Below are 20,968 nucleotides of genomic sequence, written 5' to 3' on the forward strand. Positions count from 1 at the left end.
CATGGCTCATTCCGGTTTTTTCCAGCGCCAGGCCAGTGCCCGGCGCAATACCAGCGTGCTGGTCGTGCTGTTCCTGACGGCGGTGGTACTGATCACGCTTGCCGTTTCCCTGGTCGGTTACTTTGTCACTCGCAGTGAGTCCTCCGGCCTGGCCTTCCTCGATTGGCTGCTGTCCCGCCATGGCTTACTCACTGCTGCGACAGTAGTCACCCTGATCGGCGTCACGTCCCTGATTCGCTGGGTTGATCTGGCCGGGGGCGGTGAGCGGGTTGCCAAGATGGTTGGTGCCCGTCCCATTGATCCTGACACCCGGGACCAGGACGAGCGCCAGCTCCGGAATGTGGTCGAGGAAATGGCCATCGCCAGTGGCGTGCCCGTACCCGAGCTGTACGTGATGGATCAGGAAACCGGCATCAATGCCTTTGTTGCCGGCTACACGCCGGGGGAAGCCGTCATGGTGGTAACCCATGGCACCCTGACTCAACTTAACCGTGATGAACTCCAGGGCGTGGTCGGTCATGAATTCAGCCATATTTTTAACGGTGATATGCGCCTGAACGTTCGCCTGATCGCCCTGCTGTCCGGCATTCTGATGATTGGCCAGATCGGCGGTTTCCTGATGCGGATGTCGTTCTACAGCCGCCATCGGTCTGTGCGCTCATCGGGCGATAATCGCGGCCAGGCCGCCATTGGCGTGATTGGCATCGCGCTGCTGATCATTGGCTACGTGGGCGTGTTCTTTGGCCGACTGATTCAGGCGGCAGTGTCCAGACAACGGGAATTGCTGGCCGATGCCTCTTCGGTGCAATTTACTCGTAACCCGGAAGGCATAGCCGGAGCCCTGTTCAAGATCGGCCTAAGAGGCGGCTACCTGGACACCACCAGCCACGCCAGCGACATGAACCACATGTGCTTCGGGGAAAGTGCGCGGATGAAGTTCGCCTCACTACTGGCCTCACACCCGCCCATCGAGGAGCGCATCAACCAGATTCAGCCCGGCATGCTAGCCCGCCTGCGAAGCCGGCTCCGGGATACCCAACCCGGAGCTGATCTGCGCGCCGCTACCAGCTCTCAGGGCCCGGCCCAGGCCACAGGTTTTGCCGATCTTGGGGCAGAGGTGGTGGCACCGCTCCGACGCACCAGTACGTCACCTCTGGCCTCAAGCGATGAGGCTACCGCTTCTTCGGCAACTGGCAAGCTGTCGGAACGGGTTGGCACCGTTTCTCCCCAGGGCGAGGCCTTCGCCACTCGCCTGTTAGCAAGGCTACCCGCTACGTTTCGCAGCCTGCTGTATACCCGCGCCGGCGCTATCCAGCTCTGCTATGCAATGGTGATCGCTGACGTATCCCGGGAGGAACAACATCGAATGCTGGCAATGATCCCCGAGCACCCGGTGCTGGGCGGCCAACAGGAACTGCTGAACAAGCTGACTCCCGCCCTGAAATCCATCGGCGAGGAAGTGCGATTCCCCGCCCTTGAACTGGCCATGCCGGCATTGCGGAAACTGGACCCGGAGGAACGGGAAGGTTTGATCACCAACGTCCAGAAGCTGGTCGCGGCGGACAACCGGATGTCGCTGTTCGAACTGGCCCTGACCAGTTTCCTGTCGCGCCACCTGGGCGCCACCGCCGGTCAGGTAATGCCGGTTCGGTACCGGAAATACCGGCCGGTAATGCCGGCAATCCAGAAGCTGCTGAGCCTGTTTGCGCGCGCCGGCACCAAGAGCGCCTCGGATGCCGAGTCGTTATACCGGGAAGCGATGGCAGGCTTTGCTAATACCAAGAGGCAGAATACAAAGGGGGAGGATCAAGCGGTTCTTGAGAAAGTAACCATGCGCCAGTTACGGGAGGCGTTGACCGCACTGAACGGGCTCTCGCCATTGCTCAAGCCCGCTATTATTGATGCCTGTGGGCACTGCATCACCCACGATGGTCATGTCGACGTCCGTGAATACGAACTGATGAGACTGGTGGCCGACCAGATCGACTGCCCGATGCCACCACTCACAGCTTAAGGGTTTATTGTTTCACCCATCTCCTGGCGCTTGCGGCCATCGAACAGCACTTCGATATCCGGGCTGGCGTCTACCGGCGGCAGATCCAGCTTCTTGCGGATATCGAGATTTACTTCCCACAGTTCCTGGAACTTGTCGTCGGTGACAGCGACCGCTTCAGTCTTGCCCAGCATGATGGTCGGGCGCAGGAACACCAGCAGGTTGCGCTTGACCCGACGCTCGGACTCAGACGAGAAGAGGCGGCCAATGAACGGAATGTCACCCAGGAGGGGCACCTTGCTCTTGTTGATCTGGTAGTCATCACGAATCAGACCGCCCAGAACGATGGTCTCGCCGTCGTCCGCCAGCACGGTGGTCTTGATCTCCCGCTTGTTGGTAACGATGTCAGAGGCGTTCTCAATGCTGTCAGCAACGTTTTCCGTGGTTTGCTCAACCACCAGCCGCACCAGCCCATCGGCACTGATGGTGGGGGTTACCTTCAGCGTCAGACCAATATCACGACGCTCGATGGTGGTGAACGGATTGGTAGTGCCGTCGCCGGTCACTGTCGACTCACCGGTCCGGAACGGCACGTTCTGACCCACGATAATTTCTGATTCCTGGTTATCCAGGGTAATGATGCTCGGCGTGGACAGCAGGTTGGCGGCCGCTGAGGTAGAAAGAGCCTGAAGCAGAATACCCCAGGTAATACCGTCCTCATTGCGCTCACCCGCGCCAACAGTAATACCACCCGCAGCCGGACCAATAATCGAATCGGAGGCCAATGCACCGATTACTTCGCTGAGGCTGCGGCCAACGTTGCTGAAATTGGTTCCAAGGACCGGCGTCGACTCACCAGACTCGTCGCCCACGGCAAACTGGACACCGAGATCCTGGCCAAGGTCGTCACTGATCTCCACGATGGCTGCTTCAATCAATACCTGGGCCCGGCGCACGTCCAGATGCGCAACGATCTGCTCGGCTTCCTGCATCAGTGAAGGCTCACCCCGAACTACCAGAGCGTTCAGCCCCTCATCAGCAAACACCGCGAAATTGCTGCTCGGCTTGGTGCCGCCAGATCCGCTGCTGGCGCCCCCGGAACCCTCTTTGGCCAGTTCACCCATGACGCCTTTCAGGATCTCTGCCAGCTTCTTGGCATCTGCGTGTTTCAGGCGCAGCACCTTGGTGGTACCGCCGGTGGCGGAAGGCTGGTCGAGCTGACGGATCAGTCCGCGCATCTTGTCACGGAAATTCTGGTCGCCGCGCAGGATCAGGCGGTTGCTGCGCTCATCGGCGGTTACACTGTACTTGCGTGCCGCATTCTCACCGCCGGCACGACCCAATTCATCAGGCGCCAGTTCCTGCAGCAGGGTCACCATATCGCCAACCCAGGCTTCATCCAGCTGGATCACCTCCACCTCATACTTGGACGGGCTGTCGAGTTCACGAACGATCTGTTCGATGCGCTGGATGTTGGAGGAATGGTCACTGACGATCAGGGCATTGGCCGCAGCGACACCGGCAAGGTGCCCATACTTGGCCACCAGCGGACGCAGGATCGGCACCAGCTCGAGGGCGTTGGCATTGTCGATCTGGATCACTCGGGTAATAAGCTGTTCGGAAGGAATCTCTTCAAACCGGGACATGGATTCAGCCGACTGCTTGGCGTCCACCTGCTGCACCACTTTGATCACTTCTTCACCGGGAATGGCGGTAAAGCCGTGGACATTCAACACCGCCAGGAACAGATCGTAGATTTCATCTTTGTTCATCGGGGCGCTGGACAGCACCGTTACCTTGCCTTTGACCCGGGGGTCCACCACAAAACTGTATCCGGTGATGTCCGCCACCTGGGTGACGAAGGCCCGGATATCAGCATCCTTCAGGTTTAGTCGCCAGGTTTCTTCCTGCCCGTGGGCCACAGACATGAGAGGGAGAAGAATAAGCAGGGCAAACGCCCGCAGAATATTGGTCTTGTGGTTATACATGTGGCGATTTCGTCCTGTATCAATGAACCCGGTCAGCGCCACTGCTCGGGTATGGCATAACTGATGGTGAGGATGGACCCGTCACGCTCGATTTCTATATCCACCTGAGCCTGGCCACGCCAGCTCTCAAGCAGGGATTTGTCCTGTTCTATGTCGCCCAGACGCTGGCCATTGATGGCGGTGATCACATCACCGGCCTGAAGGTTAACGGCATTGAGCATGGCATTGGAACCGTTGTAAACATATCCGGACGCTCCACTGTCATCCACCGGGCTCAGGCCATAGGCATTAAGTGCTGCCACGCCCTGGCTATCCAACTGTGATCGGGCACTCTCCAGAAAGGCATCCGGTGACGATTCTGCCGGCTGCTCCGCGGCCTCTGCAACCAGCCCGCCCGATTCGAATTCCTCAAAGGTCAGTGACTCGTAGCGACCGCCGCGGCGAATCAGGATGCGGCTCGGCTCCACCTCGGCCAGCTCAGCATTGCCCGGCAGCATGTCGCCGACCCGGAAGTACGACGTTTCTCCGTTGCTTCCTGCAACTATAGCACCGGAGTCTTCCGGGCGCTGTCCTACAAGCACCCCCTCAAGGCGCAGCCGCAGGCCTGTTTCAGGCGCTGATCGCTTGACCACCTCGGCCACTCCCGCCTGCTTTGGCGGCCGACCGAAAAATTCGAAGCTGGCCATCGGGAACGACAACCCCGAGCCGTCCACGCCTTGACCACTGCCGGCCAGCGGCGCGACCGGAACCGGCCTGTCGTCCCAGGCCGCCAGCCAGGTCACTTTGGCCAGCGCTACGCCGAGATAGATGACGAGCCCCACCAGCAAGAGGTTAGCCAGTGCTCGGGACAATCGTGATTGAGTCTGTACACTCAGAGCGGGCATATCAGCGTGCTCCTGGCAGCAGTGGCTGTCGGACCCGGAACACCACATCGCCGGGACTTGCCGAATCCGACCAGGGCTGACCGGCCAGGTCCACCATGCGTTTATAGACCCGAAGTTCCATCATGCCGTTCCACAGGAGTTGCGCATCCGCCGCCGGGCCATCACCGCCCTGCTCCGCTACCGACAAGGCAACGCCGCCCTGGGTGGTATCAAGCTCGGCCTGCATGGGCGGGAACCGGGCCTGCCCGGTCCGATTACCCATTGGCCAGGAAACCTGGCCACCAGCCCAACGGCCAAGGCCTTCAGCCAGGGTAACGCGGTTATCTTCCCACACCACATTCAGGCGATCGATGGAAACATTGCCCTCGATCATTGCACCGCCTGCGCGACGAATGAGGTCTTTAAACTCGCTGACCACCACCTGGCCATTGGCATTGATTTCGGCCCGCTGGGGCCAGGCGACGGTGATGTCGCCCTCAATTTCAGATTGGGATGAGGCAATAGAGAGGTCGACCGGAAGTGACAGTTCAGTCAGTGAGGGCCAGTCGAGCTGCCAGTCCACGCGAACTGGGTAACCCGCCACCATCAACCCGGCGGCGCCGTCCCAAACGCGCCCGGATACCTGGCGGACCTCCACCTGCTGGGGCATGGAAACCTGGCCGGAGACCTGCTGCCACACCCATCCTGCCGGCACCCAGACTATTAAGGCCACCGCGTATATCGCCAACGTCAATAGCGTCAATAAAACCAGTTTGCCGAGGCTTAAGAAGGGATTAGGGGCAGCATCGCTCATGGGGTACCACACAACCAATTTGACTCAGAGCGACTAGGCATATGACAAGAAGCCTCAGGGGAGCAAACCCGCATGCCTCGGTCTTCCGTCGCAAGGAAGAAATTTACCATGCTATCACTCTCCATAAGACATCAAGGGCGGTCCAGCAGCTGTAACAGTTCACTTTTAATTGCCTCGATCAAATAGATTGAACCGTATTTGGATAAGTGACTTGTATCCGAATAGAGAAGCCGTCGTTGCCCGTCCACATTCCGACAGTGATTTTCAATACACAGGTAATTGAAAGGATCAATGAACGAGAATTCACCCGTTTTCAAGGCCGCTTCTTTCAGTTTTAAATTAGTCCTTTCAAGCTCAGCATTGCGGCTATGAAATAGGAAACCGTCTGGATCAAAATCGGAAAAAATCAGCGGACGGGGCCGAGTAAAAACATCGTACAAATTATGCCCAGAACCTGGAACATTTCCAATGACAACTAACTTCGCGTCGCCAATTAATTTTGCCAGTTCAATTACCCCGGAAACCACCTGATCCGGCTCTACCGTAGCGTCATTAAGGCTACCATTTTTTAGGCGCCCCGCCACCGACATCTGAAAATTCCAGTTATGAGAAAGAATGACCAACGGCGCCTGATTCGAATTTTCAATGTACTCTAGAGCCTTATCGAGACTAGCAGGACAAATTTGATCCCAATTTTGCCCGTCGGTTGTTCTTGTAAAATTGGGTAAATGAAAGCACGAGGTTCCCGCAGCAATAAATAAACCATAATCATTTGGCTCCGAAAGAACCTTGCTGACCCCCTCGGCATAGTGACGGCCATGGCTATCCCCTACCACAACAATGTCCGCAGGGGAGTCTGTCGCAACAGGCCCATAGTAGGGGTACCCACTTCCACCATAATATTGTCGATGAAATGCTGAGGAATTCTCGACGTGGTCTAAATTTACGACTGAATCGTCAATTCTCCATTTCCACCCGCTCGTATGATAGGAGTGCAAACCTGACAAAAAAAGAATAACTGAAACCAATGCAACCCCAGCTGAAATAACTGACTGCTTTGGGGGGGCAGCGGCAGCTCTAAATGGCTTCTCAACAAATCGATAGAGCAAGAACGCGAGAATAAAAGTTAAAACCAAGATCAATAATTTAGAAAGCCAAACAAGCTCACCATTTAAATAATGCAAAAACACTATGATTGGCCAGTGCACAAGATATAAAGAATAACTTATCAAACCAATACCCACTACTCCAGAGGTACGCAAGACAGCGCCCGAGACAGTACTTGGTCCCGAAAGAATTACAAGCGCCGCCCCTACACAAGGGATCAGAGCATTCCAATACGGAAAAATAAGTGATTCATCAAAATAGAATACTGAATATAAGATTAACCCTAGGCCAACCAGAAAAAATGTTTCATTTATAATTCTATAGTTAAAACTATGAGAAACGACCCAAACAAGTAAGGCACCCACTGAAAATTCGAAGAGGCGAAACGGAAGCATAAAGAAAAGCGTGCTTTTACCATCGGCGATTAAATCGGCTAGAGCAGGAATATTATCGCTGACGAACTGACTCTGTCCATCATAAAAAATTAGGTTTAAAGCAATACTCACAAAAAACATTAACACCAAAAATATTAGAGTTAACATTTTACCGCCGTACTTATGACATACCACTAACATTAACGGCCAGAACAAATAAAACTGTTCTTCAACACTTAGGCTCCATGTATGCAAAAAGGGCTTTAAGTTCGCCCCGACGTCAAAATAGTCAGCCTCAAGCCAAAAGTAAAAATTAGAAACACTCAATAGGGAGGCCGATAACGCGCCACCTATTCTCTGAAAATGGACCGGAGAGAAAATCAGCGCTGAAAATAAGAACGTCACTGATAAGGTCACTAACAGAGCTGGAATCAGCCTTCTCATTCTCCGAAAGTAGAATTTCCTGAGGTCTAGTCTGCCGCTTTTCTCCAGCTCTTCCCTTAAAATTCCCGTAATCAAAAAACCACTGATGACAAAGAACACATCTACCCCGACATAGCCTCCTTGAAAAGAGGGGATATCAAGGTGAAAAAAAATAACGACTAGAACTGCAAGTGCCCTGAGACCATCAACATGGGGTAGGTAGTTACTTCTTCGCATTTAAGCTCTTCTAGTTAAGTATGGGCGCAACGCTGACTTGACTACTACCAGCGCCAGCAAGCCCAACAGAACCAGCCTGCCAGGGCGGAGAAAGGATTTGGATTCAGCGTTGCTCATTCGGTTACACACAGACAATTGACCGGTAGCCGAGTCTAGCAAAGGCCTGAGGCAAGTTCATGAGAAAAAACAAAAACCCCGCGCCAGTGCGAACTGACGCGGGGTTTTTTGGGTCGATCGGGCCACGCCCGGATCGCTCCGAACGTGACTGGGATCAGGCCGGCATTACATCATGCCGCCCATGCCTCCCATTCCGCCCATTCCACCCATGTCCGGCATACCACCGCCGGCGCCTTCGTCCTGCGGCTCGTCTGCAACCATCGCCTCAGTGGTGATGATCAGAGACGCAACAGAAGCGGCTGCCTGCAGTGCCGAACGGGTTACCTTGGCGGGATCCAGGATACCCATTTCCAGCATGTCGCCATATTGCTCGGTAGAGGCGTTGTAGCCGAATGAGCCTTCGCCTTCACGAACCTTGGCAACAACTACGGAGGACTCGCCACCGGCGTTGTATACGATCTGACGCAGCGGAGCTTCCATAGCGCGACGCAGGATGTTCACGCCAGCTTTCTGCTCTTCGTTGATCGCATCCACGGCATCCAGTGCTGCGATAGCACGGATCAGGGTAACGCCACCGCCGGGAACAATGCCCTCTTCAACCGCAGCGCGGGTGGAGTGCAGCGCGTCTTCAACGCGGGCCTTCTTCTCTTTCATTTCTACTTCAGAGCCTGCGCCTACCTTGATGACGGCAACACCGCCAGCCAGCTTGGCAACACGCTCTTGCAGCTTCTCTTTGTCGTAATCAGAGGAGCTGTCTTCAATCTGCTTGCGGATCTGCTCAACGCGAGCTTCGATATCCGCCTGCGCACCCACACCGCCGATGATGGTGGTGTTTTCCTTGGTAATGTTGACACGCTTAGCGGTGCCCAGATCATCCAGGGTGGTGTTTTCCAGGCTCAGACCCACTTCTTCAGAGATCACAGTACCGCCGGTCAGAATGGCGATGTCCTGCAGCATCTCTTTACGACGATCACCAAAGCCAGGCGCCTTAACGGCAGCGACTTTAACGATGCCACGCATGTTGTTCACTACCAGGGTAGCCAGCGCTTCGCCTTCGATATCTTCGGCGATGATCATCAGCGGCTTGCCAGCCTTGGCGACAGATTCCAGCACCGGCAGCAGTTCGCGGATGTTGGAGATCTTCTTGTCGACCAGCAGGATGTACGGGTCATCCAGCTCGGCAGACATGTTGTCCTGGTTGTTGATGAAGTACGGAGACAGGAAGCCGCGATCGAACTGCATACCTTCGACTACGTCGAGCTCGTCTTCCAGGCCGCGGCCTTCTTCAACGGTAATGACGCCTTCTTTACCTACGCGCTCCATGGCGTCGGCAATCAGCTTACCGATGGTCTCGTCGCCGTTGGCAGAGATGGTGCCTACCTGGGCGATGTTGCGGCTGTCGTCGCACGGCTTGGCCATGTCACGGATTGCCTTGACCGCTTCGGTAGTGGCTTTGTCGATACCGCGCTTCAGGTCCATCGGGTTCATGCCGGCAGTCACTGCCTTCACGCCCTCGTTGACAATGGCCTGGGCCAGAACGGTTGCGGTGGTGGTACCGTCACCGGCGGTGTCGTTGGCCTGGGAAGCGACTTCCTTGACCATCTGGGCGCCCATGTTCTCGAACTTGTCGTGCAGCTCGATTTCTTTCGCTACAGACACACCGTCTTTAGTGATGGTCGGCGCACCGAAAGATTTTTCCAGAACCACGTTGCGGCCTTTCGGGCCGAGGGTCACTTTTACTGCGTCTGCCAGTACGTTGACGCCTGCGACCATGCGCTTGCGAGCGCTATCACCGAATTTAACGTCTTTTGCTGCCATGTCTTCTATTCCTGTTCGTTAAACCGAAGTTACTGAATAAATCGGATTAATGAGGGTTCGTGCGAGTCGCCTAAGCGATCACTCAAGCACGCCTTGAATGTTTTCCTCGCTCATGATGAGCAACTCCTCACCATCAATCTCTACGGTAGAAGTCCTGCCAAACTGCTCGAAAACCACGGTATCACCTACCTTTACTGACAAGGCGCGCGTTTCACCGTTGTCCAGGATGCGACCGTTGCCTACGGCAACGACTTCGCCCTGGGACGGCTTCTCTTTGGCGTTACCCGGCAGCACGATGCCACCTGCAGTTTTCTCTTCTTCTTCCTTACGGCGCACGACAACACGATCGTGTAGCGGACGAATTTTCATTGCTCGGCTTCTCCAATAGTCAGATTAATGTGGCAATGACATTTGCTGTTAAAAAGGTCGGACTTGCAAAGCGTCATCCGGCCAAATTGCCCGGCTGCCTAACTTGCTGTTTTCCAGCCGTTATCAGCCTGCAGCGAACTTGTGCAACTTATGTGGGGTTCGCGTAGGGGTTTTCAACACCCCTGACTCAAAATTTTTCACTTTTTTTCGATGCGATCATGGTCGCTTTCGGTCTGATCCTGATACTCGCCTTCGATGATGTTGCCCTCGCTGTCACGGTCAAACGGACGCTGCCGGCCGAACGGGTTTTCACCGGCTCCACCGAAGGGATCCTGACCAAACGGACCGGTGCCCCCACCGGCGCGGAAATGGAAGCCGCGGCTCTGGCCGGAAACCACCATGCGCTTCAGGGCTTGCGACGCCAGCCAGTGACGAGAGCCTGGCAGCAGGCACAAAAAACCGATGGTGTCGGTGATAAAACCGGGGGTAAGCAGCAGTGCACCGCCGACCGCCAGGATCAACCCTTCGGCGACTTCTTTCGCGGGCAGCTCGCCGCTGTTCAGGCGCTGATTGGCCTTCAGCAACGTGGCCATGCCCTGCTGCCGCAATAACCAGGCACCAATGACTGCGGTCAACAACACCAGCCCGATAGTATTCAGCACGCCGATGATGCCGCCCACCTTGATGAGCACCGCCATTTCGGCCACTGGCATAACGATAAAAAGAAAAAGGAACACGGACATCAGAACCTCAGGGTCTGAAGTGGGTTTGAGAAGGTCTGGTATACTCCGCGCACTCAGTACACGCAACACCATCTGATTTGTTGATTAGGGCGAAACATGAAACTTCAAGATTCTGTGATTGCAATTACCGGCGGCGGCCAGGGCCTTGGCCGTGCCATGGCCGAGTATCTGGCGGCCAAGGGTGCGCGACTGGCGCTGATTGATTTGATGCCGGAGAAACTGGCCGAAGCGGCCGAGGCCTGCAAGCAGGCCGGCGGCGATGCCAAAACCTACGTCTGCAATGTGGCGAAGGAAGAGGACGTTGTTCACACCTTCGAAGGTATCGTGGGCGACTTCGGCCAGTTGAATGGCCTGATCAATAACGCCGGCATTCTCCGTGACGGTCTGATGGTGAAAGGCAAGGACGGTCAGGTGGAGAGGCGCATGGAGCTTGCCCAGTGGCAGGCGGTGATTGATGTGAATCTGACCGGGGTTTTCCTGTGCGGCCGGGAAGCGTCTACCCAGATGATCAAGAATGGCGATCAGGGTGTGATCATTAATATTGCTTCGATCTCCCGGGCCGGCAACATGGGCCAAAGCAACTACTCGGCGGCGAAAGCGGGCGTGTCGGCGTTAGTGCCGGTGTGGGCGAAGGAGCTGGCTCGTTACGGCATTCGCTGCATGGGGATTGCGCCGGGCTTTATTGAGACGGAGATGACGGCGTCGATGAAGCCGGAGGCTTTGGAGAAGATGGCGGCTGGGATTCCGTTGAAGCGGATGGGCAAGCCGGAGGAGATTGCTTCGGCGGCGGCGTTTATTTTTGAGAACGATTATATGTCGGGGCGGATGATTGAGGTGGATGGGGCGCTTCGGCTTTAGCCTTCTCTTGTGAGTTCCTAGCCTGTTGGTTTTGGGGGCTGGTCAGGGCTGCCATTGGTAAATGCGCATGGGAATTTTGCCGTTTTTTACTTCTACTCCCTCCTGCTCTAGCAGCTTTTTTTGCCTGGCGAACGTTTCGGTGCCTTCTGGGAAGGCTATTTGGCCGTTGCTGCGGATTACTCGGTACCAGGGTACGGTGTGGCCGGCCGGGAGTTTGCCCAGGGCTCGGCCGATGTAGCGGGCTTGTCGGCCTAATCCGGCCATGCTGGCTACTTGGCCGTAGCTGGCGACTTTCCCCTCGGGAATTGCGAGTACAACCTGCCAGATTTTCTGATCTTTTGTAGCTTCCATAGCTCAGGACTCCCTGAGTGCGGGTTCTGACCCGGGCTCTATTTCTTCCTTCTTTCTTGGCGCCAGCGCGTCCAGTCTTTCGCCTTGGCGCATCATGAAGATGGCCAGCAGGATGGCGGGTACGCCCATGACTCCGGCAACCAGGAAGAACTGGGCGTAACCGAAATCGGCCACAACGATGCCGGAGAAGCCGCCGAGAAATTTGCCCGGCAAAGTCATCAATGAGCTGAATAAGGCGTACTGGGTAGCGGTAAATGAAGCGCTGGTCATGCTGCTGAGCCAGGCAATGAGGGCGACGTTGGCGATGCCTCCGCTGAGGTTATCGGCACTGACCACCACCGCCAGAGTGAAGATGTCGGGCGGATACTGGGCCAGCAGCACGAACAGCAAGTTTGTTGCCGCTGTCATGATGGCGCCCAGCAACAGGATTTTTCGCACGCCGTAACGGACCACCATCACACCACCGGCCAGGGAGCCGGCGATGGTCATGAAGAAGCCAAAGATCTTGGTGACGTCTGCCACCTGGGTTTTGCTGAAGCCCATGAAATCCAGATAGAACGGGTTGGCCATCACGCCCATGGCGATGTCGGAGATGCGATAGACCGCCACCATCACCAGAATTAGAACGGCCAGCTCCCGGTAGCGCCGGAAGAAATCCACGAAGGGGCCGGCGACCGCGGCGTAGAACCAGCCAACGGCTCGTGCCACACGGGGATTGAGATGAGCGCGTTTGGCGGCTTCCTGTTCGATTTTGTGGGCGATATCCTGAGCCGCGGCGAAATGATTGACGGTGGGTTCGCGCACGATCAGCACCGTGAGCATACCCACACCCACCAGTGCGGCCATCACTTCATAGGAAACCTGCCAGGACCAGAACTCGGCCAGGTAAAGCGCACCCGCACCAGCCACCAGTAACGCCAGGCGATAGCCGAAGATGTAGGTGGCCGCCAACGCGGCCTGCAGCCGCTCTTCGGCGATTTCTATGCGGTAGGCATCGATGGCCACGTCCTGGGTCGCAGAGGAAAAGGCCACCAGCAGCCCACATAGGGCCATCATTTCCGGCGCCGTAGTGGCGTCCACCTGGGCCATCAGATACAGCCCGGTGGCGATGCCCGCCTGGGCCAGGATGATCCAGCTGCGCCGCTTACCCAGCAGGCGATCGAGCAGCGGCAGTTTCAGCCGGTCGACCACCGGTGCCCAGAACACCTTGATAGAATAGGTAATCCCCAGCCAGCTGAAAAAGCCGATGGTGGCCGTTTCCACGCCCACATCCGCCAACCGGGCATTCAGGGTGGAAAACACCAGCAGGAACGGCAGCCCCGCCGAGAACCCGAGAAACAGCAGGGCAACAACCTGCCATCGCGTGTAGGTGTAAATCGCTTCCCGGATTAGGGCGCGGCGGTCGCTGGAGAAGATGGTAAAACCTCCGACTCAGTCGCGGAAATTGTTGAACTGCAGAGGAATATCGAGCTCGGCCTCGCGCAGCATCGCCATTGCGGCCTGCAGGTCGTCCCGCTTCTTGCCGGTTACACGGACTTTGTCGCCCTGGATGCTGGCCTGCACTTTTAGCTTGGCGTCTTTGATCATCTTCACGATCTTTTTCGCCATGTCGGTCTCGATGCCCTGCTTCAGCAACAGATGCTGCTTCACCAGCTTGCCGGCTTTGCTTTCGCCGTCTTCGCTGATGGCGCGGCCATCAATGTTGCGCTTGGCAAAGGCCATCCGCAGCATGTCCATCAGTTGTTCCAGCTGGAATTCCTGCTCGGCACTGATGGTCAGGCCCTTGTCGTCCTGTTCGATGTCGGCTTCAACGTTCTTGAAGTCCCAGCGATTACCCAGCTCACGCTTGGCCTGGTCCACCGCGTTCGTCACTTCGTGCAGATCAATCTCAGAAACTATGTCAAAAGAAGGCATGGTCGTTATTCTCCAGCGGCCACTGAGGGTATACTGTGGCCTAAATTTATTCCCGAATGTTCAAGGTGCCAAAGCATACCAAGACCCACGCCGGACCGCACCCGGCAAAGGTTGCAGCACCTGACAATGGACTGATGAGAAGTCGATACCAATGCCAAACCTGGACCTCCCGATCCTCGTCGTCGACGACGCCAAATTCAGCAGCATGGTGGTTGGCCGAACGCTGCGAAAGGCCGGATATCGCGACGTACGCGTGGTCAACAATGCCTCCACCGCGCTGGAACTGATGGAGCAGCGGCCCGTCAGCGTCCTGATTGCCGACTGGCTGATGCCCGAGATGGACGGCTTACAGCTCACGGATCAGGTCCGACAGCAGGACGAGCAGAACAATCACTACACCTATGTGATTCTGCTGACCGCCCGGGAAAGCATCGATGCACTGGCAGAAGCCTTCGACCGGGGCGTGGACGACTTCATCTACAAATCCGACATGACCAAGCAACTGATCCCGCGGATCTTCGCGGCGGATCGCATGGCAGATCGGCAGAATACGCTGCTCAGGGCCAATGCCCTGCTGGTGGAGAACAATCGCGAGCTGGAAGCCACCCACATCATTGATCTGGAAACCGGCCTCGGCAACAGCCTGTACAGTCGGGATCGCCTGGGGAAAGTGCTGCGCTATGCCGAATCCCGTGGTGGTGCCTGCGCCTATGTACTGTGCGGCATTCGCAACTGGCAGGATCTAAAGCGCAAACATTCCCCCGCGGTGATGAGCGAACTGGCAGTGGGTATCAGCCGACGTCTGACCACCCTGGTGCGTCCTATCGACTCCCTATGCCGGGTTGGCGATAACCAGTATGCCCTGATTGCCCATTTCCCGAACAGCGATCACTGCACCACCACGGCATTTCGGCGGGTGTTTGATGGCATCAACCACAAGGCCCTGAAAACCACCGCCGGTTATATCTCTGTGGAAGCGGGCATGGTGCTGTGCAAGGCGGACGCCGAGCACGGCACGCCCTCGGTGCAGGACGTGGAGCGCACCGCCGTTCAAGGCCTGGTGGACGCCTACGAAACCCGACGATTCACGGAAACGGCACCGGGGCTGGAAACTGAGGCGTGATACTCAGCTGATCAGTTTTCGAACACTCCGTAACAGTGCGACACACATAACCCACAGACACTAAGAAGCGAAAGCCCTATTCTGAGATTGTGGATTTAAGCAGTATCCCCCATGGCGGAGGAGCCGTGTAGTACCTCCGCCGCCATATGGGCCAGGTTACTGAGAGAGGTCCACCGGATTAACGAATTTTTCAGGCACTTTCGTTCTTTCCTTATCTTTGGGCCAGCATTTTAGCTGGCCTTTTTGTTTTTTGGCCCCACCGCCCTGCTCTCACTGCTGCTGCATCAAGTTGTTACCGCGAACACTTCGAACCGCCGAAGTTCTAACGGCACAGATCCGTTATACTCTCGGCAACAATTACTCCAAGAAGCTGTGTCGTTACCATGAAATCCCTCGGAACCACCTCCGTTGCCGCACTTCGCCAGTATGTTCGCGCCGCCGAATCTGCCGGCGTTGATACCGCACCACTGTTCAGCAAGGCCGAACTGGATCCCGCCATCCTGGACAGCGACGACGGCCGCATCGACGGCGAGCAATTCCAGGTATTCATCGAGCAATTGGTGAATCAAACGGGCAATCCGATTCTCGGGTTGGAAACGGGCGAGTTCGTGCAACCCGGCTCCTACAGCGTGCTGGGTTACATCACCATGAGCTGCGCCACCCTGGGCGAAGCCGTGGCCCGCATTGCGCCTTACGAAAAGCTGGTGGGCGATATGGGGACTACCCGCCTTGCCATGGCTGGCAACAACATCAAGCTGCTGTGGCACTGCAACTACGACAATCCCTCAGTACGACCACACCTGGTGGATAACGTATTCTCATCCTGGGTCAATTACGCCCGCTGGCTGGCCGATGACGAGGCCGCCGCGCCCACCCTGGTAAAACTGAAACGGCCATCGCCGGGCAAGGAGCTGGAGCAGGCGTACCAGTCACGCTGGAACTGTCCCGTGCACTTCTCTGCCGATGAGGACAGCCTGACTTTCCGCAAGGTACTGCTGAGCACTCGGCTGCGCCAGCCCGATCCCATGCTGCGTAAAACCCTGGAGGCGCACGCTCTCACCCAGCTGGCATCGCTCGAAACCAACACCGACACCAACAGCAATCTGGCCGCACAGGTAAAGCACAGTATTCAGCAGCAGCTGATGCAAGGAGTCACAAGGCAGGATGTGGTAGCGGACGAGCTCGGCATGAACAGCCGGACCCTGCAACGCAGGCTGAGCCAGGAAGGCGTGTCGTATCAGAAATTACTGGATGAGGTTCGCCAGATCATGGCCGAGGACTATCTGCTCAACAGCGAGTTGGCGATTCCGGATATTGCGTTACGGCTGGGATTTAGTGAAACCACTTCGTTTCACCGGAAATTCAAGGCAATCAAAGGAAAGACGCCCGGAGAGTTCCGGGCGTCCAAAAGCTAACTGAAGGCGAAAGTCAGAGCTTGCGGCCTTTGCCTGCCGCAATGCGCAGACGCAGCGCGTTCAGCTTGATAAAGCCTTCCGCATCTTTTTGATCGTACGCACCCTGATCTTCCTCGAAGGTGGCAATCTTCTCGTCGAACAGCGAGTCATCCGACTTCCGGCCAACAACCTCAACATTGCCCTTGTAGAGCTTGAGGCGAACGGTGCCGTTCACGTAGGTTTGAGTCTGATCAATCAGCGCCTGCAGCGCTTCACGCTCAGGAGACCACCAGTAACCGTTGTAAATCACCTCGGCGTAGCGCGGCATGATGCTGTCTTTCAGGTGGGCCACTTCGCGGTCCAGCGTGATCGACTCAATGGCGCGGTGGGCGCGCAGCATGATGGTACCGCCGGGTGTTTCGTAACAGCCACGGGACTTCATGCCCACGTAACGGTTCTCAACGATGTCCAAGCGACCAATGCCGTTGTCACCCGCCATCTTGTTCAGGGTTTCCAGCACCACGTGGGGCTTCATGTCCTGACCGTCGATGGCCACGATGTCGCCCTTGCTGTACGTCAGCTCAACGTAAGTCGGCTTGTCCGGAGCGGCTTCCGGAGACACGCTCCAGCGCCACATGTCTTCCTCGGCCTCAGCCCAGGGATCTTCCAGGTTCATGCCTTCGTAGGAGATGTGCAGCAGGTTGGCATCCATGGAGTAAGGGGATTTGCCCTTCTTCTTCTCCACCGGAATGTTGCGCTCATCGCAGTAGGCCAGCAGCTTCTCGCGGGAGTTCAGATCCCACTCACGCCAGGGTGCAATCACCTTTACGCCAGGCTTCAGTGCGTAGGCACCCAGCTCGAAGCGAACCTGATCGTTACCCTTGCCGGTCGCACCGTGGGAGATAGCATCCGCACCGGTCTCGTTGGCGATTTCAATCAAACGGCGAGAGATCAATGGACGGGCGATGGAGGTACCCAGCAGGTACTCCCCTTCGTAGATGGTGTTCGCGCGGAACATCGGGAACACGTAATCGCGCACAAACTCTTCGCGCAGGTCCTCGATGTAGATTTCCTTCACTCCCAGCGCTTCAGCTTTCGCCCGCGCTGGCTCCACTTCCTCACCTTGGCCGATGTCGGCGGTGAAGGTCACCACCTCACAGTTATAGGTATCCTGCAACCACCGAACGATGACGGAGGTATCCAGGCCACCAGAATAGGCCAGCACCACCTTCTTAATATCAGACATGCCCTTGCTCCAGACTGAACAGTATGGATGTATCGAAAATAAGGCGCATATTGTACGGGAGAGCGGGGGGAATGGCTATTGGGCTGGGGTATTAGGGAGAGGTACAGCAGGAGGCCCTCCCCACCGCGCTGGCGTTGAACCACGGTGGAGAGAAAGGCTACGAACGGTAATCGATCCGGTTAATCAGCCTACCCTTTGCTGGGAAATCGCCTCTTCGCGGATGCCGTCCCAGCCTTCTTTGATAGAGCGGAGTAAATCCGCAACCTCGTCGAGCTTAGCCACATCATTCTTGGCATTCGCTTCGAACAGAACCCGTTCCATGTAGTCATACAGCCCCTCAAGGCGCTCAGCGAGATCGCCACCCTTCTCAAAGTCTAGGAAACTACGCAGGCCGCCAATGATTTCGATGGCCTTGGTAATCAGCTTACCTTTTCCTTCAAAGTCCTTCGCCTGCATCCGGGCCTTGGCCATATTGATGCGCTCGATAGCACCATTGTACAAAAGCTGTATCAGCTTGTGTGGATCGGCATCAGTGATGCTGGTCTGGGTATTTACGCGCTGGTACGCCTGCAAACCGTTCATAATTAACCTCTTAGTTTCCGACCGGATTCAGCCGATCAGTTATCCCGATTATTCTGGGGAGCCAAAGCCGCTAGCTGTTGGCTGACAAAATCCTGAGTGCTGTTAAGCTGAGAAATCAATGAATCTGCCGCGGTAAACTGCTTTACGAGGCGTTCACGATAGGCCGCAATCCGCTCGTCCAACCGAGCACGATCTTCCTCAATTCGGGCCAGTTCATTATTGAGCCCCTCGGTGCGAGCACTAATCGAGCCGTCAGCGCCAACAACACTGGTGACCAGATTCACAGCTTTTTCCGCGACGCCTTCAATAAAGGTGATATTTCCGCGGCTGCCAGTCTGATCTCCGGAAACCTTTACCTGGAGACCATCGGCTCCGCCTGCACCACTGTCGAGAAACAATACCTGACCATCACCCTTGGCTGCCTGCCCTCCAATGGAACCAGCCACATCCAGCCCGGCCACGCCACTGGAGACGGAAAGACCAAGAGCTGCCCCATCCTCGACCGACGTAATGGCCACGTTGGATTCGCTGCCATACTTACTGGACGTGAAATTAAGCGCACCACTCCCATCCAGCGAAACCTGCACCGAGCGCCCCGCAGCACTGAGGCCGGTGTTGGCACTGATTTGTGCTTGAATCTCATCCGCCAAATCTTGGGCGGTCGCATAGGTTCCTGCTGTCAGAGTCAGACTTACCGACGTTTCGCCATCCACCTGAAGCGTAAGCTGGTCATTCGAACCGTCGATGGTGACGTTATTACCAAGAGGCGCAGATCCAGCAACCGCACCACGGGTAGCCGCCTGGGTTACATCAATGGCGTACGTGCCAGGCTTAGTGTTCAGTCCGCTTCGAACAAATTCAACCTGAGAATCGGTAGCCCGCCCCTGCTCAGCAAACAAAGCAGTCACATCGTCTGGGTTGTTTTTTAGCTGCTCTTCAAGCTTGGCACGATCAAACTCAAGCCCGCCCGTTTCAAAATTGGTGGTAATCCCCACATCAGCGAGACTGCGGACCGATGCGTTTTCGAGTCCTGGAACAACCCCCGTCAACAAGCTCCGCATCTGGTTCTGAATGCCACGCACCGTGCTGTCGCCAGAAAGCAAACCGCCCTGCCCGGTTTCGGCATTAAAGCCCGCAAGACCAGAGATGGTGGACTGAAGATTATTGAATTTGTCCACGAAGCCCTGAACCCGGTCTGCGACAGCGCCAAAATCCTGCTCCACCTTTATTGTGGAGGTAACACCTTCGGCAGCGATGTCGAAACTGAGGCCGTCAATGACATTTTCTATACTGTTCGTCGATCGAGTGATCTGGATGCCATTAATCTGGACAACCGCATCCTTGGCAGCAATGGTTTCAGTCAGATTCTGAGTACCGGTGTCGAACGCGAATTGCGACAAGCCGGCGCTATCGGAACTGTTGCCGTCGTCATCAGACACGGTCACGCTAATCGCGTTAGCCGTCCCTGTCTCCTCTGCAGACATAACCAGCCTAAAGCCGGAGCCGGTATCGATCACACCCGCTGTCACCCCTAGCCCAGCGTCGTTAATCTCATTAGCCAGCCCCTGAAGCGTATTGTTCGAACCATCAATGGTTAAAGACTTGGTCTCTGCTCCGGCTCGCAATGTCAGCACACCGGTACCGATGGCCGTGCTGTCCTTGTCCGAGAATACCCCCGAGGCAAGTGACTGGGACTGAGCAAGGCTATCTACCTGGACAGTGTAGGTACCGCGGCTTGCCTTGGCGTCATCCACCGTAACGGCCACATCATCATTAGACGAGGAAGCAGAAAACGCCGTCAGGTTATCGGCTGCGCTGAGTTGCCTCATTGGGAGACGCAGTTCCGTGACGGCACTGCGCAACGTCCCGTATGCCGACAACAGAGCCTCGGTACGTTGGGTGTTAAAATCCAATCGAGATTCGGTGGGCGTCCGCTCCGCCGACACCAACTGATCAACGAGGTCAGAATTAAGAACCCCGGAACCAATACCCAGCGATGATATACCTGCCATAAAACTGCCTCCTCAAGAAGGCCATCTGTTCAATTACTCTCTTAACGGCCGAAGGCGGCAAAACTTTGCCTTAGACCGGCCAATTTTTTGTAACAAAGTGTGCCCGGTAAAACGCAAAACACCGCCGGACCCTCAGAGGCGCGGCGGTGCTGAAATACCATCGACAATGCCGAAAGTTAAGGCTGAAAAACCTAGACTTCGATATTGAACAATGTCAGCGGTTCTTCTTGCTGCAATTTTTCTGCCAACCTCAATGCAACGTCATCCGGGATCTGGCGAATGACTTCCTGGGTCTGCTGGTCAACAACGCGGACCACCGTTTGCCCAAGGTCATTATTCACCTCAAACTGCAGATCCCGCTGAACATTCTGAACGTAGTCGTTCAGCTGTGAAACCGCATCATCAAGATTCTCTCTCTGGGCCTCATTCCGCTTCTCCAGCTGCTCTGCCTTGGAAACTTCCTGAGCCTGAGAAACTGACTTATTCGGTGCAACACGCCCTGCTGATGTAACCACTGAGTCGGAGGCATTCCTGCCTTCGGCCTGAGATGACGAAATTGCCCGAGCCGGAGCTTGTTCACTGGTACGAACCAACTTCAGTTCCGGGCTGTTCAGGTTAACGCCATTCATAGCTCACCTCGCT

General features: G+C 56.1%; 18 protein-coding genes. 4 read left to right on the top strand and 14 right to left on the bottom strand.

Going from position 1 to position 20,968, the window contains the following annotated elements; genetic code table 11:
• Nucleotide 1: 1 nt before the first annotated feature.
• Complete coding sequence (locus tag QUE89_RS11635; protein ID WP_286220244.1) at nt 2-2,014, top strand: M48 family metallopeptidase; 2,013 nt, start codon at nt 2-4, stop codon at nt 2,012-2,014.
• On the opposite strand, the gene gspD is transcribed toward QUE89_RS11635, so the two are convergent.
• From gspD to QUE89_RS11670, 7 genes are all read right to left on the bottom strand, one after another.
• Nucleotides 2,011-3,981, bottom strand: coding sequence for a type II secretion system secretin GspD (gene gspD, locus QUE89_RS11640; protein WP_286220245.1), 1,971 nt, complete (start codon nt 3,979-3,981; stop codon nt 2,011-2,013). The genes QUE89_RS11635 and gspD overlap by 4 nt on opposite strands.
• Nucleotides 3,982-4,013: 32 nt before the next feature.
• Complete coding sequence (locus QUE89_RS11645) at nt 4,014-4,865, bottom strand: type II secretion system protein N (protein ID WP_286220246.1); 852 nt, start codon at nt 4,863-4,865, stop codon at nt 4,014-4,016.
• Between the two features lies 1 nt (nt 4,866).
• Nucleotides 4,867-5,658: a type II secretion system protein N gene (gene gspN / locus QUE89_RS11650; protein ID WP_286220247.1), complete on the bottom strand. Its 792-nt coding sequence runs from the start codon at nt 5,656-5,658 to the stop codon at nt 4,867-4,869.
• 131 nt (nt 5,659-5,789) lie between these two features.
• Nucleotides 5,790-7,799 (bottom strand): acyltransferase family protein, encoded by a 2,010-nt coding sequence (locus QUE89_RS11655; protein ID WP_286220248.1) that lies wholly within the window; start codon nt 7,797-7,799, stop codon nt 5,790-5,792.
• Between the two features lie 282 nt (nt 7,800-8,081).
• A complete protein-coding gene (gene groL / locus QUE89_RS11660) occupies nt 8,082-9,734 on the bottom strand; it encodes a chaperonin GroEL (RefSeq protein WP_286220249.1) in 1,653 nt (550 codons plus the stop codon).
• Between the two features lie 78 nt (nt 9,735-9,812).
• On the bottom strand, nt 9,813-10,103 hold the full coding sequence (locus tag QUE89_RS11665) for a co-chaperone GroES (RefSeq protein ID WP_286220250.1): 291 nt from the start codon (nt 10,101-10,103) through the stop codon (nt 9,813-9,815).
• A 197-nt stretch (nt 10,104-10,300) separates the two neighbouring features.
• Nucleotides 10,301-10,846, bottom strand: a complete 546-nt coding sequence (locus QUE89_RS11670; RefSeq protein WP_286220251.1) for an FxsA family protein — start codon at nt 10,844-10,846, stop codon at nt 10,301-10,303.
• Between the two features lie 96 nt (nt 10,847-10,942).
• Between QUE89_RS11670 and QUE89_RS11675 the strand changes: the two genes are divergently transcribed.
• Entirely contained in the window at nt 10,943-11,704 is a 762-nt protein-coding gene (locus tag QUE89_RS11675; RefSeq protein WP_286220252.1) for an SDR family oxidoreductase, read from the top strand.
• Between the two features lie 42 nt (nt 11,705-11,746).
• Here the strand turns inward: QUE89_RS11675 and QUE89_RS11680 are convergent, their stop codons facing one another.
• From QUE89_RS11680 to QUE89_RS11690, 3 genes are read right to left on the bottom strand one after another with little or no spacing between them, the layout of a single operon-like run.
• Entirely contained in the window at nt 11,747-12,055 is a 309-nt protein-coding gene (locus QUE89_RS11680) for an MGMT family protein (RefSeq protein ID WP_286220253.1), read from the bottom strand.
• Between the two features lie 3 nt (nt 12,056-12,058).
• Nucleotides 12,059-13,471 carry an AmpG family muropeptide MFS transporter gene (locus QUE89_RS11685; RefSeq protein WP_434784110.1) on the bottom strand — a complete coding sequence of 471 codons (1,413 nt, stop codon included), beginning with the start codon at nt 13,469-13,471 and terminating at the stop codon, nt 12,059-12,061.
• Between the two features lie 15 nt (nt 13,472-13,486).
• On the bottom strand, nt 13,487-13,969 hold the full coding sequence (locus QUE89_RS11690; protein ID WP_203300293.1) for a YajQ family cyclic di-GMP-binding protein: 483 nt from the start codon (nt 13,967-13,969) through the stop codon (nt 13,487-13,489).
• A gap of 151 nt (nt 13,970-14,120) precedes the next feature.
• Between QUE89_RS11690 and QUE89_RS11695 the strand changes: the two genes are divergently transcribed.
• Complete coding sequence (locus QUE89_RS11695; RefSeq protein WP_286220254.1) at nt 14,121-15,092, top strand: response regulator; 972 nt, start codon at nt 14,121-14,123, stop codon at nt 15,090-15,092.
• A gap of 383 nt (nt 15,093-15,475) precedes the next feature.
• On the top strand, nt 15,476-16,507 hold the full coding sequence (locus QUE89_RS11700; RefSeq protein ID WP_286220255.1) for an AraC family transcriptional regulator: 1,032 nt from the start codon (nt 15,476-15,478) through the stop codon (nt 16,505-16,507).
• A gap of 13 nt (nt 16,508-16,520) precedes the next feature.
• On the opposite strand, the gene QUE89_RS11705 is transcribed toward QUE89_RS11700, so the two are convergent.
• The 4 genes from QUE89_RS11705 to QUE89_RS11720 form a co-directional block, all read right to left on the bottom strand.
• Nucleotides 16,521-17,732, bottom strand: a complete 1,212-nt coding sequence (locus QUE89_RS11705; protein WP_286220256.1) for an argininosuccinate synthase — start codon at nt 17,730-17,732, stop codon at nt 16,521-16,523.
• Nucleotides 17,733-17,915: 183 nt separating this feature from the next.
• Nucleotides 17,916-18,314 carry a flagellar export chaperone FliS gene (fliS, locus tag QUE89_RS11710; RefSeq protein ID WP_286220257.1) on the bottom strand — a complete coding sequence of 133 codons (399 nt, stop codon included), beginning with the start codon at nt 18,312-18,314 and terminating at the stop codon, nt 17,916-17,918.
• 35 nt (nt 18,315-18,349) lie between these two features.
• Nucleotides 18,350-20,326 carry a flagellar filament capping protein FliD gene (fliD, locus tag QUE89_RS11715; RefSeq protein WP_286220258.1) on the bottom strand — a complete coding sequence of 659 codons (1,977 nt, stop codon included), beginning with the start codon at nt 20,324-20,326 and terminating at the stop codon, nt 18,350-18,352.
• A 191-nt stretch (nt 20,327-20,517) separates the two neighbouring features.
• The gene (locus tag QUE89_RS11720; RefSeq protein WP_286220260.1) at nt 20,518-20,955 is read right to left on the bottom strand and encodes a flagellar protein FlaG; all 438 of its coding nucleotides are present in this window, start codon (nt 20,953-20,955) and stop codon (nt 20,518-20,520) included.
• Nucleotides 20,956-20,968: the final 13 nt, after the last annotated feature.

The sequence above is a fragment of the Marinobacter sp. LA51 genome (assembly GCF_030297175.1).
Classification (GTDB): Bacteria; Pseudomonadota; Gammaproteobacteria; order Pseudomonadales; family Oleiphilaceae; genus Marinobacter; species Marinobacter apostichopi.